Source organism: Caballeronia sp. GAWG1-1, from assembly GCF_023631465.1.
Taxonomy (GTDB): Bacteria; Pseudomonadota; Gammaproteobacteria; order Burkholderiales; family Burkholderiaceae; genus Caballeronia.
Genome location: NZ_JALQDB010000023.1, coordinates 14,113 through 31,355, shown reverse-complemented (window position 1 = coordinate 31,355; position 17,243 = coordinate 14,113). Strand labels below are relative to the sequence as shown.

Here is a 17,243-nt window from a genome sequence, read left to right as displayed (position 1 = left end):
TTTAGCGATGCGTATATCCAGTTCGCAGTATTTCAACATGAACGTCGCTTCGATGAGCGACCAGCAGAGCTCGCTTGCCTCGATGTATCAGCAGATCTCGTCGGGCAAGCGCATTCTGACCGCTTCCGACGACCCGCTCGGTGCCGCGCAGGCCGTGCAGCTCACGATGAAGACCGCCACGCTCACGCAATACAGCGCGAATCAGACCACGGCGCTTTCGTCGTTGCAGCAGGAAGATTCGACCTTGAGCGACGTGAGCGGCGTGCTGCAAAGCATTCAGACGCAAGTCGTGCGCGCGGGCGATGGCTCCCTCACGAACGCGGATCGCAAATCGATTGCGGATACGCTGCAGGGTTATCGCGACCAGTTGATGAGCGTCGCGAACACGACCGACAGCGAAGGCAATTACATTTTCTCGGGTCTAAAGGGCGGCACCGCGCCGTTTTCGAACAATGCTTCCGGCGTAGGCACGACGTATTCGGGCGATGCCGGCCAGCGCACGGTGCAGATCAGCTCGGGCCGCTCGATTCCCGTGGGCGACACCGGCTCGTCGATTTTCATGGGCGTGTCGCCCACGGATAGCGACGCGGTACCGTCGGCATCGGCGACCAATACGGGCACGGCCACGATCAGCAAGGTGAGCACCACCGATCCGGGCAACGCGAACAATGCGAGCACGTATTCGATCGCGTTTTCGGTATCGTCGACGGATGGTTCGACGAGCTACCTCGTGACCGCGACGCCGCCTGACTCGTCGTTGTCGACGACACCGACCGCATACACGGCCGGCACGGCGATTTCGTTCGGCGGTCAGAAGGTGACGGTCAGCGGCGCGCCCGCGAACGGCGACAGCTTCACGGTGCAGCCGGCGGCATCGGGCAACAACGATGTGTTCGCGACGCTCGACAATTTGATCAGCGCGCTCAAGCAGCCGACGGGCACGCCAGCCTCGGAAGCGACGTTGACCAACGCGTTGTCGACGGCTTCGACCAAGCTCGACAACACCTACACGAACGTGTTGTCTGCGCAGACGGTGGTGGGTGGCCGCGAGCAGGAAGTGAAGGCCACGCAGACGTCGATGGCGACTTCGCAGACGCAGACCGCCAGCGATCTTGCGAATCTGACGAGCATCGATCTGGTTTCGGCGATCAGTTCTTATGAGCTCACGCAGAACTCGTTGACGGCGGCACAGCAGGCGTTTTCGCAGATTCAGAAGTTGTCGTTGTTCAACTACCTCAGCTAATAAGGGGTCTTTGTCTCTCTTTTTTTAGGGAACTTCGAGAAGGGCATCGTGCGGTTTGGCGATGCTCTTTTTTTCGTTTTTTCAGTGGAAGAAGCCGGGAACGATTGCCTATGATTGACGCACCGGACTTAAGTGCAACGTCGAGGATTCGTGCGCCATGAGATACCGACTGCTTGGTGAGACGGGTGACGGAAATGAGGATTAATCGCGCGCTCGTTGTGCTCGGTGCAATGACATGTCCGATCATGCTTGTCGCGTGTGGAAGCGGCTCGGATTCGCCGCCTGCCCGCAAGAACACGGCCCAACTCGACGCCGGGCGGGCACAGTGGGCCGCGACGCTGCCGGAGCCGGACGCTGACTACGGTGAATATCCGTCGAATTGTCAGGACATCATCAAGGCGGCCATGGCGAAGACGCTCAAAGACCCCGAGTCGGCGCGCTATGGCGATTTCTCCACGCCAACGAAGGATCAGGCTATCGAGAACATGACGGAGCACCGTGCCGTTTATGGTTATCTCGTGTGCACGGACATCAACGCGAAGAACAGCTATGGCGGTTACACGGGAGCCAAGCGCCGCTGGTTCCTTATTCGCAACGGCGCTGTCGTTCGGTATGGTGAACGGCCCATGTATGTCGGGCACGTTGCGCCGTGCATGCGCGCACCGTGAGCCACGATGCGGGCAATGAGGCGTCAAGGGCCCATCGAGCCCGCGATTCTTCCCACCTGTCCCAGCCCCGCCTCGAAGATCCGCTGAAAAAACGGCATCAAATTAGGCACCATCAACTGAAGCAGCAACAAGCCGACGAGCATGGTGACCGGAAAACCCACCTGGAAGATGCCGATCTGCGGCGCCGCGCGATTCAGAATGCCGAGCGCGAGATTGGCGATAAGAAGCGCCGCCACGACCGGCAACGACAGCAACAACCCGGTGGAAAAAATCGAAGCGCCATAACCCACCATCACCCGCCAACCTTGCGCATGCGAAGCGGACGCCACGACATTGACATCGACGGGCACACTCTGGAAGGTCGTGATCAGTGCGGCGATCAGTTGCAGATGCCCGTCGAAGACGAGAAACGCCAGCATCGCCAGCGTGTTGAGATAGCGCGATACCACCACGGCATTGCCACCCGCGCGCGGATCGTAAAGCATCGCGAAACCGAGGCCCATTTGCTGTCCGATGAACTCGCCAGCCGCATCGACGGCGGCAAAGGCTATTTGCATCGTCATGCCAATGGCCGCGCCAATCAGGAACTGATTGACGATGATCCACACGCCCGTCGCTGAAAACACCGTAGCGTCGGGCATGGCGGGCAAGGTGGGCGCGACGATCAGCGTGATGAAGGCCGCCAGCGCGATCTTCACGCGCGTGGGCAACGCCATATGGTTCAGCACCGGCGCGGTGGCCATCAAGGCAAGGATGCGCACGAACGGCCACAGAAACGCCGTGAGCCAGCCGTTCAGTTGCGCATAAGTAACCGAGAACATCGAACGAATCAGCCCGTGATGGCAGGCGTGATGGTGAACACGTGCCGCATGTAATCGAGGATGGTCGTGAGCATCCACGGTCCCGCGATCACGAGCGTCACCGCCACGGCGATCAGCTTCGGAATGAAGGAGAGCGTCGATTCGTTGATCTGCGTGGCCGCCTGAAAGAGACTTACCACCAGACCCACGACGAGCGCGACCAGCAAGAGCGGGGCAGCCAGCAGCAACGCGACATACATCGCCTGATGCGCGATGGTCATGACCGATTCGGGTGTCATTCCAGCAACCTCAATAGAAACGATAACGTTACGAAACGAAGCTCTGCGCAAGCGAGCCGATCAGCAACTGCCAGCCATCGACGAGCACGAACAGCATGAGCTTGAAGGGCAGCGCTATCGTCGTGGGCGAGACCATCATCATGCCCATCGACATCAAGACGCTCGCCACCACCACGTCGATGATGAGGAACGGAATAAAGATGGTGAAGCCGATCTGAAACCCCGTCTTCAGTTCGCTCGTCACGAACGAAGGCACCAGCAGCGACAGCGGCACGTCTTCCGGACCGTTCATCGGCGCGGCCTTCGAGATGCGGGCGAAGAGCGCGAGATCCGCTTCGCGCGTCTGCTTCAGCATGAACTGCTTGAAGGGCGCGACGCCGCGCTGCATGGCCTGATCCATCGCGATGGTGCCGTCGGAGAAGGGCTTGTATGCGTCGGTGTAGGCTTTGTCGAGCACCGGCGACATCACGAAAAACGAGAGAAACAACGCGAGGCCCACGAGCACTTGATTAGGCGGCGTGCTCGTCGTGCCGAGCGCCTGGCGCAAGAGCGACAGCACGATGATGATGCGCGTGAAGCTCGTCATCATCAGGACCATGGCCGGGAGGAACGAGAGCATCGTCAGCAGCAACATCGTCTGCACGCTGAGCGAGTACGTCGTGCCGCCGTTCGGGCCGGGGCTGGTATTGAAGGCGGGAAGACCCGCCGTGCTTTGCGCGAGCGCCGCGACCGGCAACAAGGCGATCACGACCGGCAGCGCCAGTTTCACGCCGCGCACGATGTTACGACTGACCTGCATTACTTGCTCCCGCCCACGAACTTCTGAAGACGCTTGTTCGCTTCACCGGCGAGGGCATCGCGAAACCGCTGACCAAAACTGCCTTGCAACGTTTGCGCGGCCGACGGCGCTGGTTCGCCGCTTACGTCCGCATCCGCCGATCCGGCGGGCATGGTATGCAGCAAGCGCACGTTGCCGGGCCCCGCGCCGAGCACGAGCCAGGTATCGCCTATTTCGACGACCGCCACGCGCTCCTTGTTGCCGAGCGACGCGCCGCCCACTACTTTCACGAGGCCGCCTTTCCTGCCGCCTTGCAAGCCGAACTTGCGAGCGAGCCACGCGCAACCGAACACGAAGCCGATCACGATGACGAGACCGAACAGCGTCTGCAACACCGCGCCGAAACCGAGCGACGGCACGGCGCTTCCCGCGCCGACGCTCGAAGCGATCTGCGCGGCGTGGTTCACGGCGTTCATATCGGCTGCCCGGGACAGCGCAGGCACGAAGGCAAACAGGACGGCGGCAAAGCGTTTCATCGATTCAACTTCCGGATACGTTCGGACGGCGTGATGATGTCGGTCAGGCGAATACCGAACTTGTCGTTCACGACGACCACTTCGCCTTGCGCGATAAGACAACCGTTCACGAGCACGTCCATTGGCTCGCCCGCCATGCCGTCGAGTTCCACGACTGAACCCTGCGCGAGTTGCAGCAGGTTGCGAATCGCGATCTTCGTGCGGCCGAGTTCCACCGTCATCTGCACGGGGATGTCGAGAATCATGTCGATGTCGTTGCGCGTCGAAGGCGCTGCGGCTTTCGACAAGGGCTGGAACACGCCCGCGCTGGCCACGGCAGGCGTTTCGTTGCCGTTCTGCTCGGCGAGCGCGCTCGCCCAGTCGTCCATCGACAACTCTTCCGCCTTCATGTCGCCCACGCCGGTCGAGCCGGGCAGTGTGCCTTCCTGCAAGAGATCACTCATATCCACCTTCCTTCATGTTGTCCGACGCGCTGACCATTTTCTGCACGCGCAGCGCGTATTGACCATTGAAAATTCCGTAGCCGCATTCCATCACCGGCACGCCGTCCACCTTGGCGACGACATGCTCGGGCACGTCGATCGGCAGCACGTCGCCCTTGCGCATGTTGAGCAGCCTTTCGAACGACGAACGGATCTCGGCGAGTTCCACCGTCAGTTCCACTTCCGCCGATTGCACTTGCTGCGAGAGCACGCGCACCCAGCGGCGATCCACTTCGAGCGCTTCGCCCTGAATCGGCGAGGAAAGCTGATCGCGAATCGGCTCGATCATCGAGTAGGGCATGCAGATATGCAGCGTGCCGCCCGTCGAACCGAATTCGATGGTGAACTGCGTCACGATGACGATTTCATTCGGCGTCGCCACGTTCGCGAACTGCGTGTGCATTTCCGAGCGCATGAATTCGAACTGCAGCGGACGCACGCTCTTCCACGAAGCGGAGTAGTGCTCGAATACCAGCGTGAGCAGCTTGTGGATGATGCGTTGCTCGGTCTGCGTGAACTCGCGGCCTTCGACGCGCGTATGGAAACGCCCGTCGCCGCCGAAGAGGTTGTCGACCACGAAGAACACGAGGTTCGGATCGAACACGAACAGCGACGTGCCGCGCAGAGGCTTCACATGGACCAGGTTGAGGTTGGTCGGGATCGGCAGATTGCGCGTGAATTCGCTGTACTTCTGCACCTTCACCGGGCCGACGGAGATTTCCGCCGAACGCCGCATGAAGTTGAAGATGCCCACGCGCAACAGGCGCGCGAAGCGGTCGTTGATGATTTCGAGGCCGGGCATCCGGCCGCGGACAATGCGTTCCTGCGTCGCGATGTTGTAAGGACGAACGCCGGCGGGCTTGCTGTCGTCTGAGACCTGATCGACTTCGCCGGTGACGCCCTTGAGGAGGGCATCGACCTCCTCCTGCGACATGAACTCTTCGTGGCCCATGACTCTTTTCCGTTTCCTTGAATCTGGTGCGCGGGCTTACTGCACGACGAATTCGGTGAACAACACTTCTTCGACGTGGGCGGGATGATCCGGCGCGCTGGCGGCCTTCTCGACGGCTTCGCGCAGTTCGTCGGCGAGCTTGCGCTTGCCTTCGACGGTCGCCATCTCTTCGGGGTGCTTGCCGGAGATGAGCATCAGCACGCGGCTGCGGATCTCAGGCATGCGTTCGGTGATCTGCACCTGAGCCTTTTCGTCCGCGAGCTTGAGCGACAGACCGACGCGCAGGTAGTGCATGATGCCGTCGTCGGCTTGCAGGTTGACGGTCAGCGAATCGAGCGGGAAGAACACTGGCGGCGGCACCGGTGCGGGCTTGGCGGGGCCGTGAGGCTGCTTGCCGAGCATGAAGTAAGCGCCGCCGGCGCCAGCACCCAGTAGAACGACCGCGCCAATGGCGATGATCAGAGTCTTCTTGAGCTTGCCGCTCTTCGCGGGAACGATGTCTTTCGGATTTGCAGTGGTGGTAGCCATGAATTCTTGCCCTCTTTCGATAGGTTGAATTGTTGGCTATAACGCCGTTGAGCGATGGGGCGAAAAGAGGGGGGATTTGGGGCTAACTCGTGGGTTAGGGCAGCTTGCTGGCGGATGCAAAGCCTTGTTATTCCGGTCTCGACGGCCCGTGAGCGAACGCTGAAAATGGGCGCGACGAACGCATTGCCGCGAGAAAGTTGCCCATGCACAGCATTTGACACTATTTTTCAGCAAGGGCCCTTCGGTCATGTGAAACTGCGGTACGGGCGATACGCCAAGCGTTTCAGGCCGCTTTCTGGAAGGTTAGATGCGGCTATAACGCCTTCGCCTATACGACGTTTTTTGCATTTAACGCGCATATCTACAAATCGACGTTAGACACGAACGTGTTGTCATCGTCGACGTACAAGAAAGGCAATAGCGAAATGACCGTCTATTACGCCGCCGTGGATGGCGACCCGCTCACCAGCGAAGAGGGGAGCTACGTAATCGCGCAAGGGCGAACTCGGCGCATTGCGGACGAAAGCGGTCGACTGCGCGGCGCGGCAGTGATCGGCGACTTCGCCTTCTGCACAGCTTGCGAGAGCACAGGCGAAATTACCTACGGTGTCCATCTAACACCGGGCCGTAGACCTAAAGATCGGGGACGCGATTGGGCGCTTGGCGGCGACCGGGTTCTTTGCCAGTGCTCGACGTCTCCGATCATCTATCCGGCTCACGGAAGACGATGCCGGATATTCGATCACGCGCCCATCACGCGCTTCTCGTCGAGCAATGCTTCGGCAAAGCCGCCGGTACCTCCTGATGCAGACCACTGGATCAGCTTCACTCTGCGCGAGCCGGAAAGCTACGAAGGCATGTCATGCGTCGCACGCTTCGCGGACGGGTCCAGCGAGCGAGGCAGTATCGGCGGCGGCAACAACATCCGGTTCGCTAGATCGAACAACAGCGCATGCACACGTGTCGAGATCGCGGTAAGCGTTTCTCCCAGTGAGGAAGCGACCGTATCTCAAGCACTTTTATCGATTATTCGAGCTTAATGCCAGACACAAAAGCGCCAGTAAGCGGCAGTACCATCAGAGGTTCTTTCGCGGCGAACAAAGATCACCAGATTGATTCCCGGATTCTGGCCGATGCGCGCGCCGCTCTCGAAGGCGCTGGAGCGTATTTCTCCCAAAGCGTTATCAGCGACGCGAGCGTGCGAGCGCGTTATGCCGCTGGCATCGAGCGAATGAGCGAGACCGTTCAAACCGAAGTCAACGCTGGACGCATGACCGCTGCAGAGGGTGCGGCCTTCTGCCAGGACATGCGCAATCGCATCATGGAAGAGGCGAGGACGGCCACTTCGCCCACGAGTTTGGCAAAAGCACAGGCATATAAGGCAGAAGGGCTTGGCCTTGAAAAGCTTCTCGACAAGTACTCGGTTAAAAACTTTTCCAAGCCGTTTCATGCATTGACCGAGTCTGAAAAAGACCGCGCTTACTTCTCGATAATCGAATCGGCGGGAAGGAGTAACGCCAAGGTCAACGCAAAAACGGCCCGAATGAAATTGATGGGCAAGGTCGGCCTCTTGATAACAGGAGTGCTCGCCGGATATGAGATTTTGAACGCCAGAGACAAGATAAGCGAAGCTGAACGCCAAATTGCGTCCATTGAAGGCGGGTTGATCGGCGGTGCGCTTGCGGGTCTTGCCGTAGGATCAATCTGCGGACCGGGAGCCCCAATATGTGCTCTCGGTGTCGTCTTGATCGGTTCAACTCTCGGTTCTGTCGTAACTCAAACGGCTCAGGACGCTTATCTCGACGAATTGGAGGAATTCCGCACGTGGGGCATCAGATAGACCAGCAGGCAAGGGAGCGCATTTGGACGACGATGGCGGAATTCTTCGTCGATAACAAAATCGACTACGACTACCAAGCATCGAAAATATGTGTCTATCCATTGAAAGAACTCAAAAAGATTTTCTTTCGGGAGGTCGCTCCAGTGTGCGGTCCGAACGCCTTAACTGCAGCGCCGCCGATCTGGCTTTCATTCGATGATCAAACGGTGATCGATGAAGTCAGGAAACTCCTGTTGAAACGCGACGCGTCTGCTTTCTTCCGTTTGCGACACGAACTCAGCGTTCTGTATCTTCGGGTGACACTCAACGGAATTTGGCAGGAAGTCGAGAGAGCGATCACGCGTCAGCGAGGACGCGCAACCTGTGCTTGATCAATGTGATTGCAATCGGCTCGTCTCAAGAAGCCGAATCGATTGCACCACGGCCATCAAGCAAACGTATCCACCAACCCGACCGTGCGCCGCACCGGCATCGTCACCGTGCTTGCCACGCCCGAATCGCTACCGCCGACGCCGCCAACACCGCCCACGCCGCGTCCGTTGCCCGACGACGAGCGGCCATCGCCGCGGTCCTGTTGCGACGACTGGCGCGCGAATCCATCCGAAACGCTGGTGGAGCCTAGGCTGATACCGTTGGCTTCCATCGCCTCTCGCAGCTTCGGCATCGCGGCTTCGACCGCTTCGCGCACCTGCGCATGCTGCGACACGAAGAGCGCGTGCGCATGATTTTCGGAAACCTGCAGAGTGACCTGCAACGGGCCGAGATCCTTCGGATTGAGCGTCAACTCCGCGCTCTGTTGCTGCGAATTCGAGAGGAACACGACTTTCTGGCTGAACGCATCGTCCCAGCCGCCAGCGCCCACGTGCGGCGCAATTGCCGCGCTGGTCGCCGCCGTCATCTCGCCTTGCGCACTCGATACCGCCGACCCCGCCGATGCCGATTGCATCGCCACCGCGCGCGCCGCTGCATCGGCTTGCTGCGAGATGGCTTTGTACGCCGCGCTGCCCGCATCGGCTTGCGGGGTCAGCGCGGCCTGAACCGCTGCCGCATCGCTTGCCAGTGCCGCGGTCGTGGCCGGCGCCGCGTTGTCCCTGGCATCGCCGGCGAGCGCGTTAAGCAGGCCGCCCGAGCGATTACCCTTCGATCCTTCGCCGACCATGCCGCCCGACGGCTCGTCACTCTTTCCAGCGCCCGTGGCCGCGCCCGCGCCCGCATGCGCCGATGCCGCCGCGTTCATCGGCACGGCATTCGCCGGCACGTTGTTCATCGCGGCGAGCGCGGCCTGCAGCGCATCTTGCGCGGACTTGGCGTCGCCGCTCTTGTGCGTGTCGCCGGTCGCGGTCTTGTCGTCATCCGTCGATGCAGCGGCCGTCGCGGCCGCATCGGTTACGTCGGACACGGTGGTATTCGCAGCTTCGGCGGCGTCCGCGCGCTCGGCCGCATCGGCGGCATCCGTCGCTTTCGCGGGCTTTGCCGGGGCGGCAGGCTTGGACGCATCCGCCGTTTCGGTCTTGCCCGAAGGCTTCGATGCCTCCTTCGTCGAATCCGTCTTGCCGCTCTTGTCGGCCGACGACGACGCCTGCGTGTCTTTCGCGCTATCGCTCTTCTTCACGTCGCTCGCGTCGTCCGACTTGCTGGCGCTCGCGGTGTCGTCGGACTTCGGCACGTCATGCACGCTCGACTTGGCCGCGGTGGACGAAGACAAGGACGACGCCGCCAGCGCCTTGGCTGCCTGTGCGTCGGCATTGGCCTTGTCGGTCATGCTCTGCAGCGTCAGGCCGAACGACGCGCCTGCGTCCGCTGCACGCTTTTTGGCAGCCGAAGATGACGAAACGCCCGACTGCGCGCCGATGGAAGAAACGGAGGACATGCGTTACCTCGAAAAAGTCCGGTAGTTAAATTCAGGCGCGTTCGGCGCGCATGCGCAGCACCTTGGCCGCGTGCTCGTCCGATTCGCGCTGTTCCACGCGCGCCGCCTTCTTGGCGAGCAACGCCTCGCCGCGCGCCGCGAGCACCTCGTAGCTGCCGACCTTCTGCTTCTTGAGACGCCATTCCGGCTTCGCCGCCTCGATGCGCTGGTCGGCCATCACGAGCAACGTGCGCTGTTGCGCGATCGCCGAGTCCAGCGTGTCGACGAACGCCTGGAAGTTACGCAGCGTCTGCGCCGTCGTGCCTTGCTGCGCCGACGCCGTGAAACGCGCGTGATATTCGTCGCGATACGTCACGAGCGAATTGAGTTGCCCCTCGATTTCGTTGCGCTCCTGCTGAAGCTTGCCCAGCTTCTTGGTCGCGGCGTCGAGTTCTTCCTGAGCGAGTTCGATCAGGGTGTTGATCGGCAGATTCTTTGACATGGACGAGTTGGTCTCTGTGGTCGCGCGGTTTTTTTAATAACTTATGACAAATATAGGTGCGGCTGCAAATACTAGTTGAAAAGTTGATGCAATAAATCAAGACTCGGTTCGAAATTCGCCTGCTCGCGAAAGCCTTGCTGTAAAAACGACTCCATTCGCGGATAAAGCGCGATGGCCCGGTCGAGCAGGGCATCGCGGCCGCTGGAATACGCGCCCACGTTGATCAGATCGCGATTGCGCTGATAACGCGAAAGCATCTGCTTGAAAAGGCGCACGTGTTCGAGATGCTTGTCGTCGATGAGCGCGGTCATCGCGCGGCTGATCGACTGTTCGATATCGATAGCCGGATAATGTCCCGCCTCGGCAAGCGAGCGGTTCAGCACGATATGGCCGTCGAGAATGGCGCGGGCCGAATCGGCGATCGGATCTTGCTGGTCGTCGCCTTCGGTGAGCACGGTGTAGAACGCGGTGATCGAACCGCCGCCTTCCGGGCCATTGCCGGTACGCTCGACGAGCGCGGGCAGCTTGGCGAACACCGACGGCGGATAACCCTTGGTCGCGGGCGGCTCGCCAATCGCAAGTGCGATCTCGCGCTGCGCCATCGCGTAACGCGTCAGCGAATCCATGAGCAGCAACACATGCTTGCCCTGATCGCGGAAATATTCGGCGAGCGAAGTCGCGTAAGTCGCGCCCTGCATGCGCAGCACCGGCGAAACGTCGGCCGGCGCGGCCACGACGACCGAACGCGCGAGACCGTCTTCGCCGAGAATCTGTTCGATGAATTCCTTCACTTCGCGGCCGCGTTCGCCGATCAGTCCGATCACGATCACTTCCGCGCTCGTGTAGCGCGCCATCGTGCCGAGCAGCACCGATTTACCGACGCCCGAGCCCGCGAACAGGCCCATGCGCTGACCGCGTCCAACCGTCAGCAGCGAATTGATTGCGCGCACGCCGACGTCCAGCACTTTGTGAATCGGCTCGCGATTCAGCGGGTTGATGACCGGCGATGACAACGGCGCATCGACTTTTGCGCCGAGCGGGCCGAGTCCGTCGAGCGGACGGCCGGATGCATCGACCACGCGGCCGAGCATCTCCCAGCCGACCGGCAGACGTTTTGCGCCTGCCATCGGATCGTTGATCGGCGCGCTTTCCAGCGGATACACGCGCGCGCCGGGCAAGAGGCCGGCCATTTCCGTGGTCGGCATCAAGAAGAGTTTGTCGCCCGCGAAGCCGACGACTTCGGCTTCGGCGGTCGGAATGGCGCTGCCCGGCGGCAGTTCGATCATGCATTCGGAACCGACGCCCATCTTCAGTCCGACCGCTTCGAGCACGAGGCCGGCGGCGCGCGTGAGACGTCCGCACGGACGCAGCGGCTTGGCGATCGCGGTACGCGCCTTGAGGGCGTCGAGCTTGTCGCGCCAGGCGTCGATATGCGGATTGCCCGCCATGTTCGCGAGTTCCGCGATGGTCCGCGCAGCGAGTTCCTCCGGCGATTCTTCCTCGACGACAGCCTCCGGCCCGAACGACGCGCGCGCGATTTCCTGCTCCAGTTCGCTCAGTCCGTCCTGCGTGATGCGATGCGTCATTGCGCTATTTACCACGGCTTGTTCCTCCCCAATGCCGCCGCGACACGCTCCCAGCGCGACGCATTGGTCGAATCGATTTCGCCGCTCGCCGCGTGCGCGCGGCAGCCGCCGCGTTCCACGAGCGGGTCGGGCCGCACCATCCAGCCAGCCGCGCCGAGTTCTTCCTGCAAGTACGCATCGACGATAGGCAAATCGGCGGGATTTACGATCAGCGTCGGCGATCCCGTGAGTTCCGGCTCGGCCGCGATCACTTCGCGCGCCACGGTGACGAGCGCCGTCGGGTCGTGCGCCAGATGCTGCCGCACCACTTGCTGCGCGATATCGACCGCGAGCGTGGCGAGCGTTTCCGCGATGGCGGCATCGGCGGCTTGCAGCGCGATCCTGAACGCATCGGCGATTTCCGCGAGACGCGCCGCTTCGGCGAGCGCTTCCTTGCGGCCGTCCTCGAAACCCTTGGCGTGACCTTGTTCGAAACCGGCCTGATACCCGATCGCCTGTCCAGCCACATGACCCGTGGCGAGACCTTGCGCATGCGCGTCTTCCTCGACGCGGCGCAAATGCGCTTCGAGCGCTGCCTGATCCGCCGCGCTGTGGTCCACGGTGACGGGATCGAACGAAGCCATCTCCCAGCGTTGATACGCGGAGAGCGGCGCCTTCGGGTTCTGGGCCGGATTAGACATATGCATCCTCTGCCTTGCCGCCTAATTGAATCTGGCCGTTTTCCGCCAGATTACGCACCACCTGAAGCACCTTGCGTTGCTGCTGCTCGACTTCCGACACACGCACCGGACCGCGCGAATCGAGGTCTTCCGCAAGCAATTCGGCCGCGCGTTGCGACATGTTCGACAGGAACTTCTGACGCAACGCGGGCTGCGCGCCCTTGAGCGAGACGATCAGCGTTTCGGATTCCACTTCCTTCAGCAGCAACTGGATCGCACGGTCTTCCAGGTCGAGCAGGTTCTCGAACACGAACATCTGGTCGATGATCTTCTGCGCGAGTTCCACGTCGTATTCCTTGACGTTGTTGATCACGCCCTCTTCATGGTTGCTCGACATGAAGTTGAGAATCTCGGCCGCCGTGCGGATACCGCCCATCGGCGCGCGCTTCAGGTTGTCGCTGCCGGAGAGAAGCGTGGTCAGCACATCGTCGAGTTCGCGCAGCGCGGCGGGCTGAATACCGTCGAGCGTGGCGATACGCAGCAGCACGTCGTTACGCAGACGGTCGTTGAGCAGCGAGACGATTTCCGAAGCCTGATCGCGGTCCAGGTGCACGAGGATCGTCGCGATGATCTGCGGATGCTCGTTCTTGATGAGTTCCGCGACCGCGCCCGAGTCCATCCACTTCAGACCTTCGATACCGCTCGTATCGCTGCCTTGCAGAATCCGGTCGATGAGCGCGCCAGCCTTGGTTTCGCCGAGCGCCTTCGTGAGCACCGAGCGGATGTACTCGCTCGAATCGAGCGACAACGCGGTGTGCTGCTCCGCTTCGCTGACGAATTCGGTCAGCACGTTGTCGAGCTGCTCGCGCGTCACGTTCTTGAGCGCCGCCATGGTCGCGCCGATCTTCTGCACCTCGCGCGGAGCGAGATACTTGAAAACTTCGGCGGCTTCTTCCTCGCCAATCGACATCAGGAGGAGCGCGGCTTTATTGAGACCTTCAGCGTTCATCGGACACCCAGTTCTTCACGACCGTCGCCACGATTCTCGCGTCCTGACGCGCCACCATGCGCGCGTAGTCGAGATTGCGATCGAACTTGGCCTTGTTGCTTTCATGACCGAGGAGACTTACCTCGGCATCCTTGTCATCATCGTCATTCTTGGCGCCGCCTTCGAGCGTCGGGCCGTCGAGCAGCGAGAGTTCGTCTGGCGCGTTGAGCGAGGGCGCCGCCGGTTCCGGCACGGGGAAGGCGCGGCGCATTGCCGGCTTCACCATGCTGAAGTACAGGAACAGTGCGACGATGCCGATGCCCACGTACTTCGCCAACTGAATACCGCGCATGATCATGTCAGGCGTGCGCCACCACGGCACATCGGGCGTCACGTTCTGGTCGGAGTTGAACGCGCTGTTCACCACGTTGACCGAGTCGCCGCGCTTCTCGTCGTAGCCCATCGCGTCCTTCACGAGTTGCTGGACTTGCGCGAGCTTGTCGGCGGCGAGCGGCGTCATCGTGACGTTGCCCTTCGCATCGACCTGACGCTGATAGTTCACGACCACCGCCACCGAAAGACGCTTGATGCCGCCTGTCGCCTGTTCGTAATGGCGCACGGTGCGGTCCACTTCGTAATTGGTCGTCGTGTCCTTGCGCAGGTTCTGCGGCGTGGACTTCGCGGCGGCAGCGCCGGTTGCGTCCGATGCTCCGCCCGTGACCGGCGCGGATGCCGGCTGCGGCGGCTGGTTCGACAGCGCGCCCGGCACGCCCGACGGGCCGCTGCCCGAGGTTTCGCTGGATTCGCTCGATTGCTGGCTGCGGATCGACGTGTTCTGCGGGTTGGCGTTCGGGCCGTAGCTTTCGGCGGTCTGTTCGAGCTTCGAGAAGTCGATGTCCGCGCTCACTTGCGAATGCGCGTTGCCGCCGCCGAAGAGCGGGGAAAGAATCGCGTCGATGCGCTTTTGCGTGTTGTGCTCGATCTGCTGCACGTACTTCAGTTGCGATGCGTCGAGACCGTTCGCGGCGCTCTGGTTCGTGAGCAGGTTGCCGTCCTGATCGACGATATTCACGTTCTTGACCGGCATGTCCGCCACGCCCGACGACACCATGTGCGCGATCGCCGAAACCTGTCCTTCGTCGAGCACGCGGCCGGGAAAGAGGTTGACCATGACGGACGCGGTCGGCAGTTCCTTGTCGCGCACGAACACGCTCGGCTTCGGAATGGCCAGATGCACGCGTGCCGACTTCACCGAGGAAATTGCGCCGATGGTGCGTTCCAGTTCGCCTTCGAGCGCGCGCTGGTAGTTGATCTGCTCCGCGAACTGGCTAATGCCGAACTTCTGGTTGTCCATCAGTTCGAAGCCGACCGAGCCGCTTTTCGGCAAACCCTGGCTCGCGAGGCGCAGACGCGTTTCGTGCACCGACTCGGCCGGAACGAGGATCGCGCCGCCTCCGTCGGAGAGCTTGTAGGGAATGTTGCCCTGCTGGAGCGCGGCGACGATCGCACCGCCGTCGCGGTCGGAGAGATTCGAGAACAGCACGCGGTAGTCGGGCTGGCGCGTCCACATGACGAGCCCCGCCACGACCATCGCCAAGATCGCCACGGCGATGATGAGCGGCACGCGCGGGTTCGAGCGGAATTGCGAGAGCATCGGCATGCGCTGAGCGAAGCCGCCGAAGTCAGCGCCGCCAGCGCCGCCGGTGAGGCTGGGGCTCGCGGCGCTCGCCGAGGCGCCAGGCTGCGCGCCTGCCAGGCCCATTCTGGCGTCTGGCGTGATCAGTGAGTTGTTGGGCGTATCCATTTAGCGTCGAAGCTCCGAATCTTTTGCGTTCCCCTCTGGCCGGTCGTACTGCCCGTGATGCGGCGCCGGAGGACTTTTGACGAGATGGATTATCCGCAGAAGATTGCAAGTCGATTCGGCGAATAGAGCCGGGTTTCCCCCGTTCTTCCAGCGCTTTGGAAAATGCCGCGCTGCTAATCTTTCTCGTACTCGGTAAAAGCGTTCGGACGACCGTTCGCACGCCGCCCCGAACCCGTCGACGAGCGTCTTTCGCACTTGGGCGCTGAACCGGCTCTTTACTTGTCAATCGGAGACACCATGAACTTCCCGATCAATCCGCTCACCTCCGCGCTGAGCACAATGCAGTCGATGGCGACGCAGGCCGCCGGCAGCCCCACGGTCGCCACGGGTGCCGTATCCGGACAGGACGCGGGAATCGGCCAGTCGGGCGCGGTGAGCGCGGGCACGTTCGCGGACGCGCTGCAGTCGTCGATCAGCAAGATCAGCGACAACCAGACGAAGGCGCTGTCCGAAGCGCACGCGTTCGAAATCGGCGCGCCGAACGTTTCGCTCAACGACGTGATGGTCGATATGCAAAAGGCCAACGTCGGCATGCAGTTCGGCTTGCAAGTACGCAACAAGCTCGTGTCGGCCTACAACGACATCATGCAAATTTCGGTGTAACGCGCTGTGGCTGGCGCGTGCGTTTCGAATCCGTCCCCATCATGCCGATACGGCCCCAGAGCCTTGCGCCCTAAAGCTTTGCCGCGATTCTCCGATAACCTCGATAACAGCACGGCGAACGATGGTTCGATCGCCAGCACCGATTCTTACCGGTCGGACGAAGCGGCTTTGCGCCGTCGTCCGAGCACCGCGCGCCACGTGCCGCGGGCGTTATTCGGTATCGCATAAGGAGAACCACGGATGTATTCCCCAGGACAGGCGGGAGCCAACGCATATGCACGCGTCGGCGTTCAGACAGGGGTGATGGGAGCGAGCCCGCACCGGCTGATCGTGATGCTCTATCAGGGCGCGCGGCAGTCGATTGCACAGGCGCGGATGCACTTGCAGCAGAAGAACGTGGGCGCGCGCGGAACGGCGATCAGCAAGGCGATCAACATCATCGAGACCGGGTTGCAGCAGGCGCTCAACAAGGAAGCGGGCGGCGAAGTCGCGCTGCGTCTGGACGCGCTGTACTCGTACATGGCACGCCGGCTCCTGGAAGCGAATCTGAACCAGGACGAGTCGATGCTCGTGGAAGTGGACAATCTGCTGGCTACGCTCGAAGAGGCGTGGGTCGGCATTGGACCGGAAGTGGCGAGAACGACCGCGGCAGCCGTCTGAGCGGCAGCCACGGCGACTGCCTGACAAGAATGAATACCACAGACGAATATTTCGCGCACTACGAGGCGATTGCTGCGCTGTCCGGCCAGATGCTGGCTGCGGCGCGCAGTGGCGAGTGGAGCGAATTGAAGACGATGCAGGGCAGGTATCGCGAGTTGATCGAACGGTTGAAGGACGTGGATACCGGCTCGGAACTCGACGACACCGCCCGTGCGCGCAAGCTGGACCTCGTGAAGAAGATCCTCGCCGACGACGCCGCGATTCGCGACCTCAGTTCGCCGAGCCTCGCGCGTCTTTCCGCGCTCTTCACGACCAACAGCCCGGCGCGCGTACTTAAAAAGATGATCGGACTGCGCTAGACAACGCGGCTTGCGACGGAAAACTCCTCCGGCGTCTGGCCCGGCCC

At 61.6% G+C, this 17,243-nt stretch carries 21 protein-coding genes; 8 read left to right on the top strand and 13 right to left on the bottom strand.

The features are described 5' to 3' along the window. The first annotated feature begins 7 nt into the window (after positions 1 to 7). Both flgL and NCT03_RS13550 read left to right on the top strand, forming a co-directional pair. Positions 8 to 1,243, top strand: coding sequence for a flagellar hook-associated protein FlgL (gene flgL / locus NCT03_RS13555; RefSeq protein WP_244826549.1), 1,236 nt, complete (start codon positions 8 to 10; stop codon positions 1,241 to 1,243). A gap of 194 nt (positions 1,244 to 1,437) precedes the next feature. Then, a complete protein-coding gene (locus tag NCT03_RS13550) occupies positions 1,438 to 1,911 on the top strand; it encodes a hypothetical protein (RefSeq protein WP_250492800.1) in 474 nt (157 codons plus the stop codon). Between the two features lie 23 nt (positions 1,912 to 1,934). Here NCT03_RS13550 and fliR read toward each other — a convergent pair whose 3' ends face one another. Genes fliR through fliL form a run of 7 tightly spaced genes read right to left on the bottom strand, consistent with a single transcriptional unit; the run spans position 1,935 to position 6,286 of the window. After that, a complete protein-coding gene (gene fliR / locus NCT03_RS13545) occupies positions 1,935 to 2,732 on the bottom strand; it encodes a flagellar biosynthetic protein FliR (RefSeq protein ID WP_250492799.1) in 798 nt (265 codons plus the stop codon). Between the two features lie 8 nt (positions 2,733 to 2,740). After that, the gene (gene fliQ, locus NCT03_RS13540; RefSeq protein ID WP_244826546.1) at positions 2,741 to 3,010 is read right to left on the bottom strand and encodes a flagellar biosynthesis protein FliQ; all 270 of its coding nucleotides are present in this window, start codon (positions 3,008 to 3,010) and stop codon (positions 2,741 to 2,743) included. A gap of 28 nt (positions 3,011 to 3,038) precedes the next feature. Continuing rightward, positions 3,039 to 3,809 (bottom strand): flagellar type III secretion system pore protein FliP, encoded by a 771-nt coding sequence (gene fliP, locus NCT03_RS13535; protein WP_244826545.1) that lies wholly within the window; start codon positions 3,807 to 3,809, stop codon positions 3,039 to 3,041. After that, entirely contained in the window at positions 3,809 to 4,324 is a 516-nt protein-coding gene (gene fliO, locus NCT03_RS13530) for a flagellar biosynthetic protein FliO (protein WP_250492798.1), read from the bottom strand. The genes fliP and fliO overlap by 1 nt, the downstream gene beginning before the upstream one ends. Next, positions 4,321 to 4,713, bottom strand: coding sequence for a flagellar motor switch protein FliN (fliN, locus tag NCT03_RS13525; RefSeq protein ID WP_244828135.1), 393 nt, complete (start codon positions 4,711 to 4,713; stop codon positions 4,321 to 4,323). Before fliN ends, fliO begins: the two co-directional genes overlap by 4 nt. Before the next feature lie 46 nt (positions 4,714 to 4,759). Then, the gene (gene fliM / locus NCT03_RS13520) at positions 4,760 to 5,758 is read right to left on the bottom strand and encodes a flagellar motor switch protein FliM (RefSeq protein WP_244826543.1); all 999 of its coding nucleotides are present in this window, start codon (positions 5,756 to 5,758) and stop codon (positions 4,760 to 4,762) included. Positions 5,759 to 5,794: 36 nt separating this feature from the next. Then, positions 5,795 to 6,286 (bottom strand): flagellar basal body-associated protein FliL, encoded by a 492-nt coding sequence (fliL, locus tag NCT03_RS13515; protein WP_244826542.1) that lies wholly within the window; start codon positions 6,284 to 6,286, stop codon positions 5,795 to 5,797. A gap of 425 nt (positions 6,287 to 6,711) precedes the next feature. On the opposite strand from fliL, the gene NCT03_RS13510 reads away from it, so the two are divergent. From NCT03_RS13510 to NCT03_RS13500, 3 genes are read left to right on the top strand one after another with little or no spacing between them, the layout of a single operon-like run. Then, positions 6,712 to 7,326: a PAAR domain-containing protein gene (locus tag NCT03_RS13510; RefSeq protein WP_250492796.1), complete on the top strand. Its 615-nt coding sequence runs from the start codon at positions 6,712 to 6,714 to the stop codon at positions 7,324 to 7,326. After that, positions 7,326 to 8,126 carry a hypothetical protein gene (locus NCT03_RS13505; RefSeq protein WP_244826540.1) on the top strand — a complete coding sequence of 267 codons (801 nt, stop codon included), beginning with the start codon at positions 7,326 to 7,328 and terminating at the stop codon, positions 8,124 to 8,126. The genes NCT03_RS13510 and NCT03_RS13505 overlap by 1 nt, the downstream gene beginning before the upstream one ends. Next, complete coding sequence (locus NCT03_RS13500; protein ID WP_250492794.1) at positions 8,111 to 8,497, top strand: DUF7079 family protein; 387 nt, start codon at positions 8,111 to 8,113, stop codon at positions 8,495 to 8,497. The genes NCT03_RS13505 and NCT03_RS13500 overlap by 16 nt, the downstream gene beginning before the upstream one ends. A 56-nt stretch (positions 8,498 to 8,553) precedes the next feature. Here the strand turns inward: NCT03_RS13500 and NCT03_RS13495 are convergent, their stop codons facing one another. From NCT03_RS13495 to fliF, 6 genes are all read right to left on the bottom strand, one after another. Beyond that, positions 8,554 to 9,996, bottom strand: coding sequence for a flagellar hook-length control protein FliK (locus tag NCT03_RS13495; RefSeq protein WP_250492792.1), 1,443 nt, complete (start codon positions 9,994 to 9,996; stop codon positions 8,554 to 8,556). A 31-nt stretch (positions 9,997 to 10,027) separates the two neighbouring features. Continuing rightward, positions 10,028 to 10,477, bottom strand: a complete 450-nt coding sequence (gene fliJ, locus NCT03_RS13490; protein WP_244826537.1) for a flagellar export protein FliJ — start codon at positions 10,475 to 10,477, stop codon at positions 10,028 to 10,030. A gap of 71 nt (positions 10,478 to 10,548) precedes the next feature. Beyond that, the gene (gene fliI / locus NCT03_RS13485) at positions 10,549 to 12,063 is read right to left on the bottom strand and encodes a flagellar protein export ATPase FliI (protein ID WP_250466294.1); all 1,515 of its coding nucleotides are present in this window, start codon (positions 12,061 to 12,063) and stop codon (positions 10,549 to 10,551) included. Positions 12,064 to 12,071: 8 nt separating this feature from the next. Next, positions 12,072 to 12,743, bottom strand: a complete 672-nt coding sequence (gene fliH / locus NCT03_RS13480; protein ID WP_250466034.1) for a flagellar assembly protein FliH — start codon at positions 12,741 to 12,743, stop codon at positions 12,072 to 12,074. Continuing rightward, positions 12,736 to 13,731, bottom strand: coding sequence for a flagellar motor switch protein FliG (gene fliG / locus NCT03_RS13475; protein WP_244826535.1), 996 nt, complete (start codon positions 13,729 to 13,731; stop codon positions 12,736 to 12,738). The genes fliH and fliG overlap by 8 nt, the downstream gene beginning before the upstream one ends. Continuing rightward, the gene (gene fliF / locus NCT03_RS13470) at positions 13,721 to 15,514 is read right to left on the bottom strand and encodes a flagellar basal-body MS-ring/collar protein FliF (protein ID WP_244826534.1); all 1,794 of its coding nucleotides are present in this window, start codon (positions 15,512 to 15,514) and stop codon (positions 13,721 to 13,723) included. The genes fliG and fliF overlap by 11 nt, the downstream gene beginning before the upstream one ends. Before the next feature lie 297 nt (positions 15,515 to 15,811). Between fliF and fliE the strand changes: the two genes are divergently transcribed. The 3 genes from fliE to NCT03_RS13455 all read left to right on the top strand — a co-directional run bounded on the left by fliE (position 15,812) and on the right by NCT03_RS13455 (position 17,196). Next, positions 15,812 to 16,177, top strand: coding sequence for a flagellar hook-basal body complex protein FliE (gene fliE, locus NCT03_RS13465; protein WP_244826533.1), 366 nt, complete (start codon positions 15,812 to 15,814; stop codon positions 16,175 to 16,177). A 240-nt stretch (positions 16,178 to 16,417) separates the two neighbouring features. After that, on the top strand, positions 16,418 to 16,837 hold the full coding sequence (gene fliS / locus NCT03_RS13460) for a flagellar export chaperone FliS (RefSeq protein ID WP_244826532.1): 420 nt from the start codon (positions 16,418 to 16,420) through the stop codon (positions 16,835 to 16,837). Positions 16,838 to 16,866: 29 nt separating this feature from the next. Beyond that, a complete protein-coding gene (locus NCT03_RS13455) occupies positions 16,867 to 17,196 on the top strand; it encodes a flagellar protein FliT (protein WP_244826531.1) in 330 nt (109 codons plus the stop codon). Positions 17,197 to 17,243: the final 47 nt, after the last annotated feature.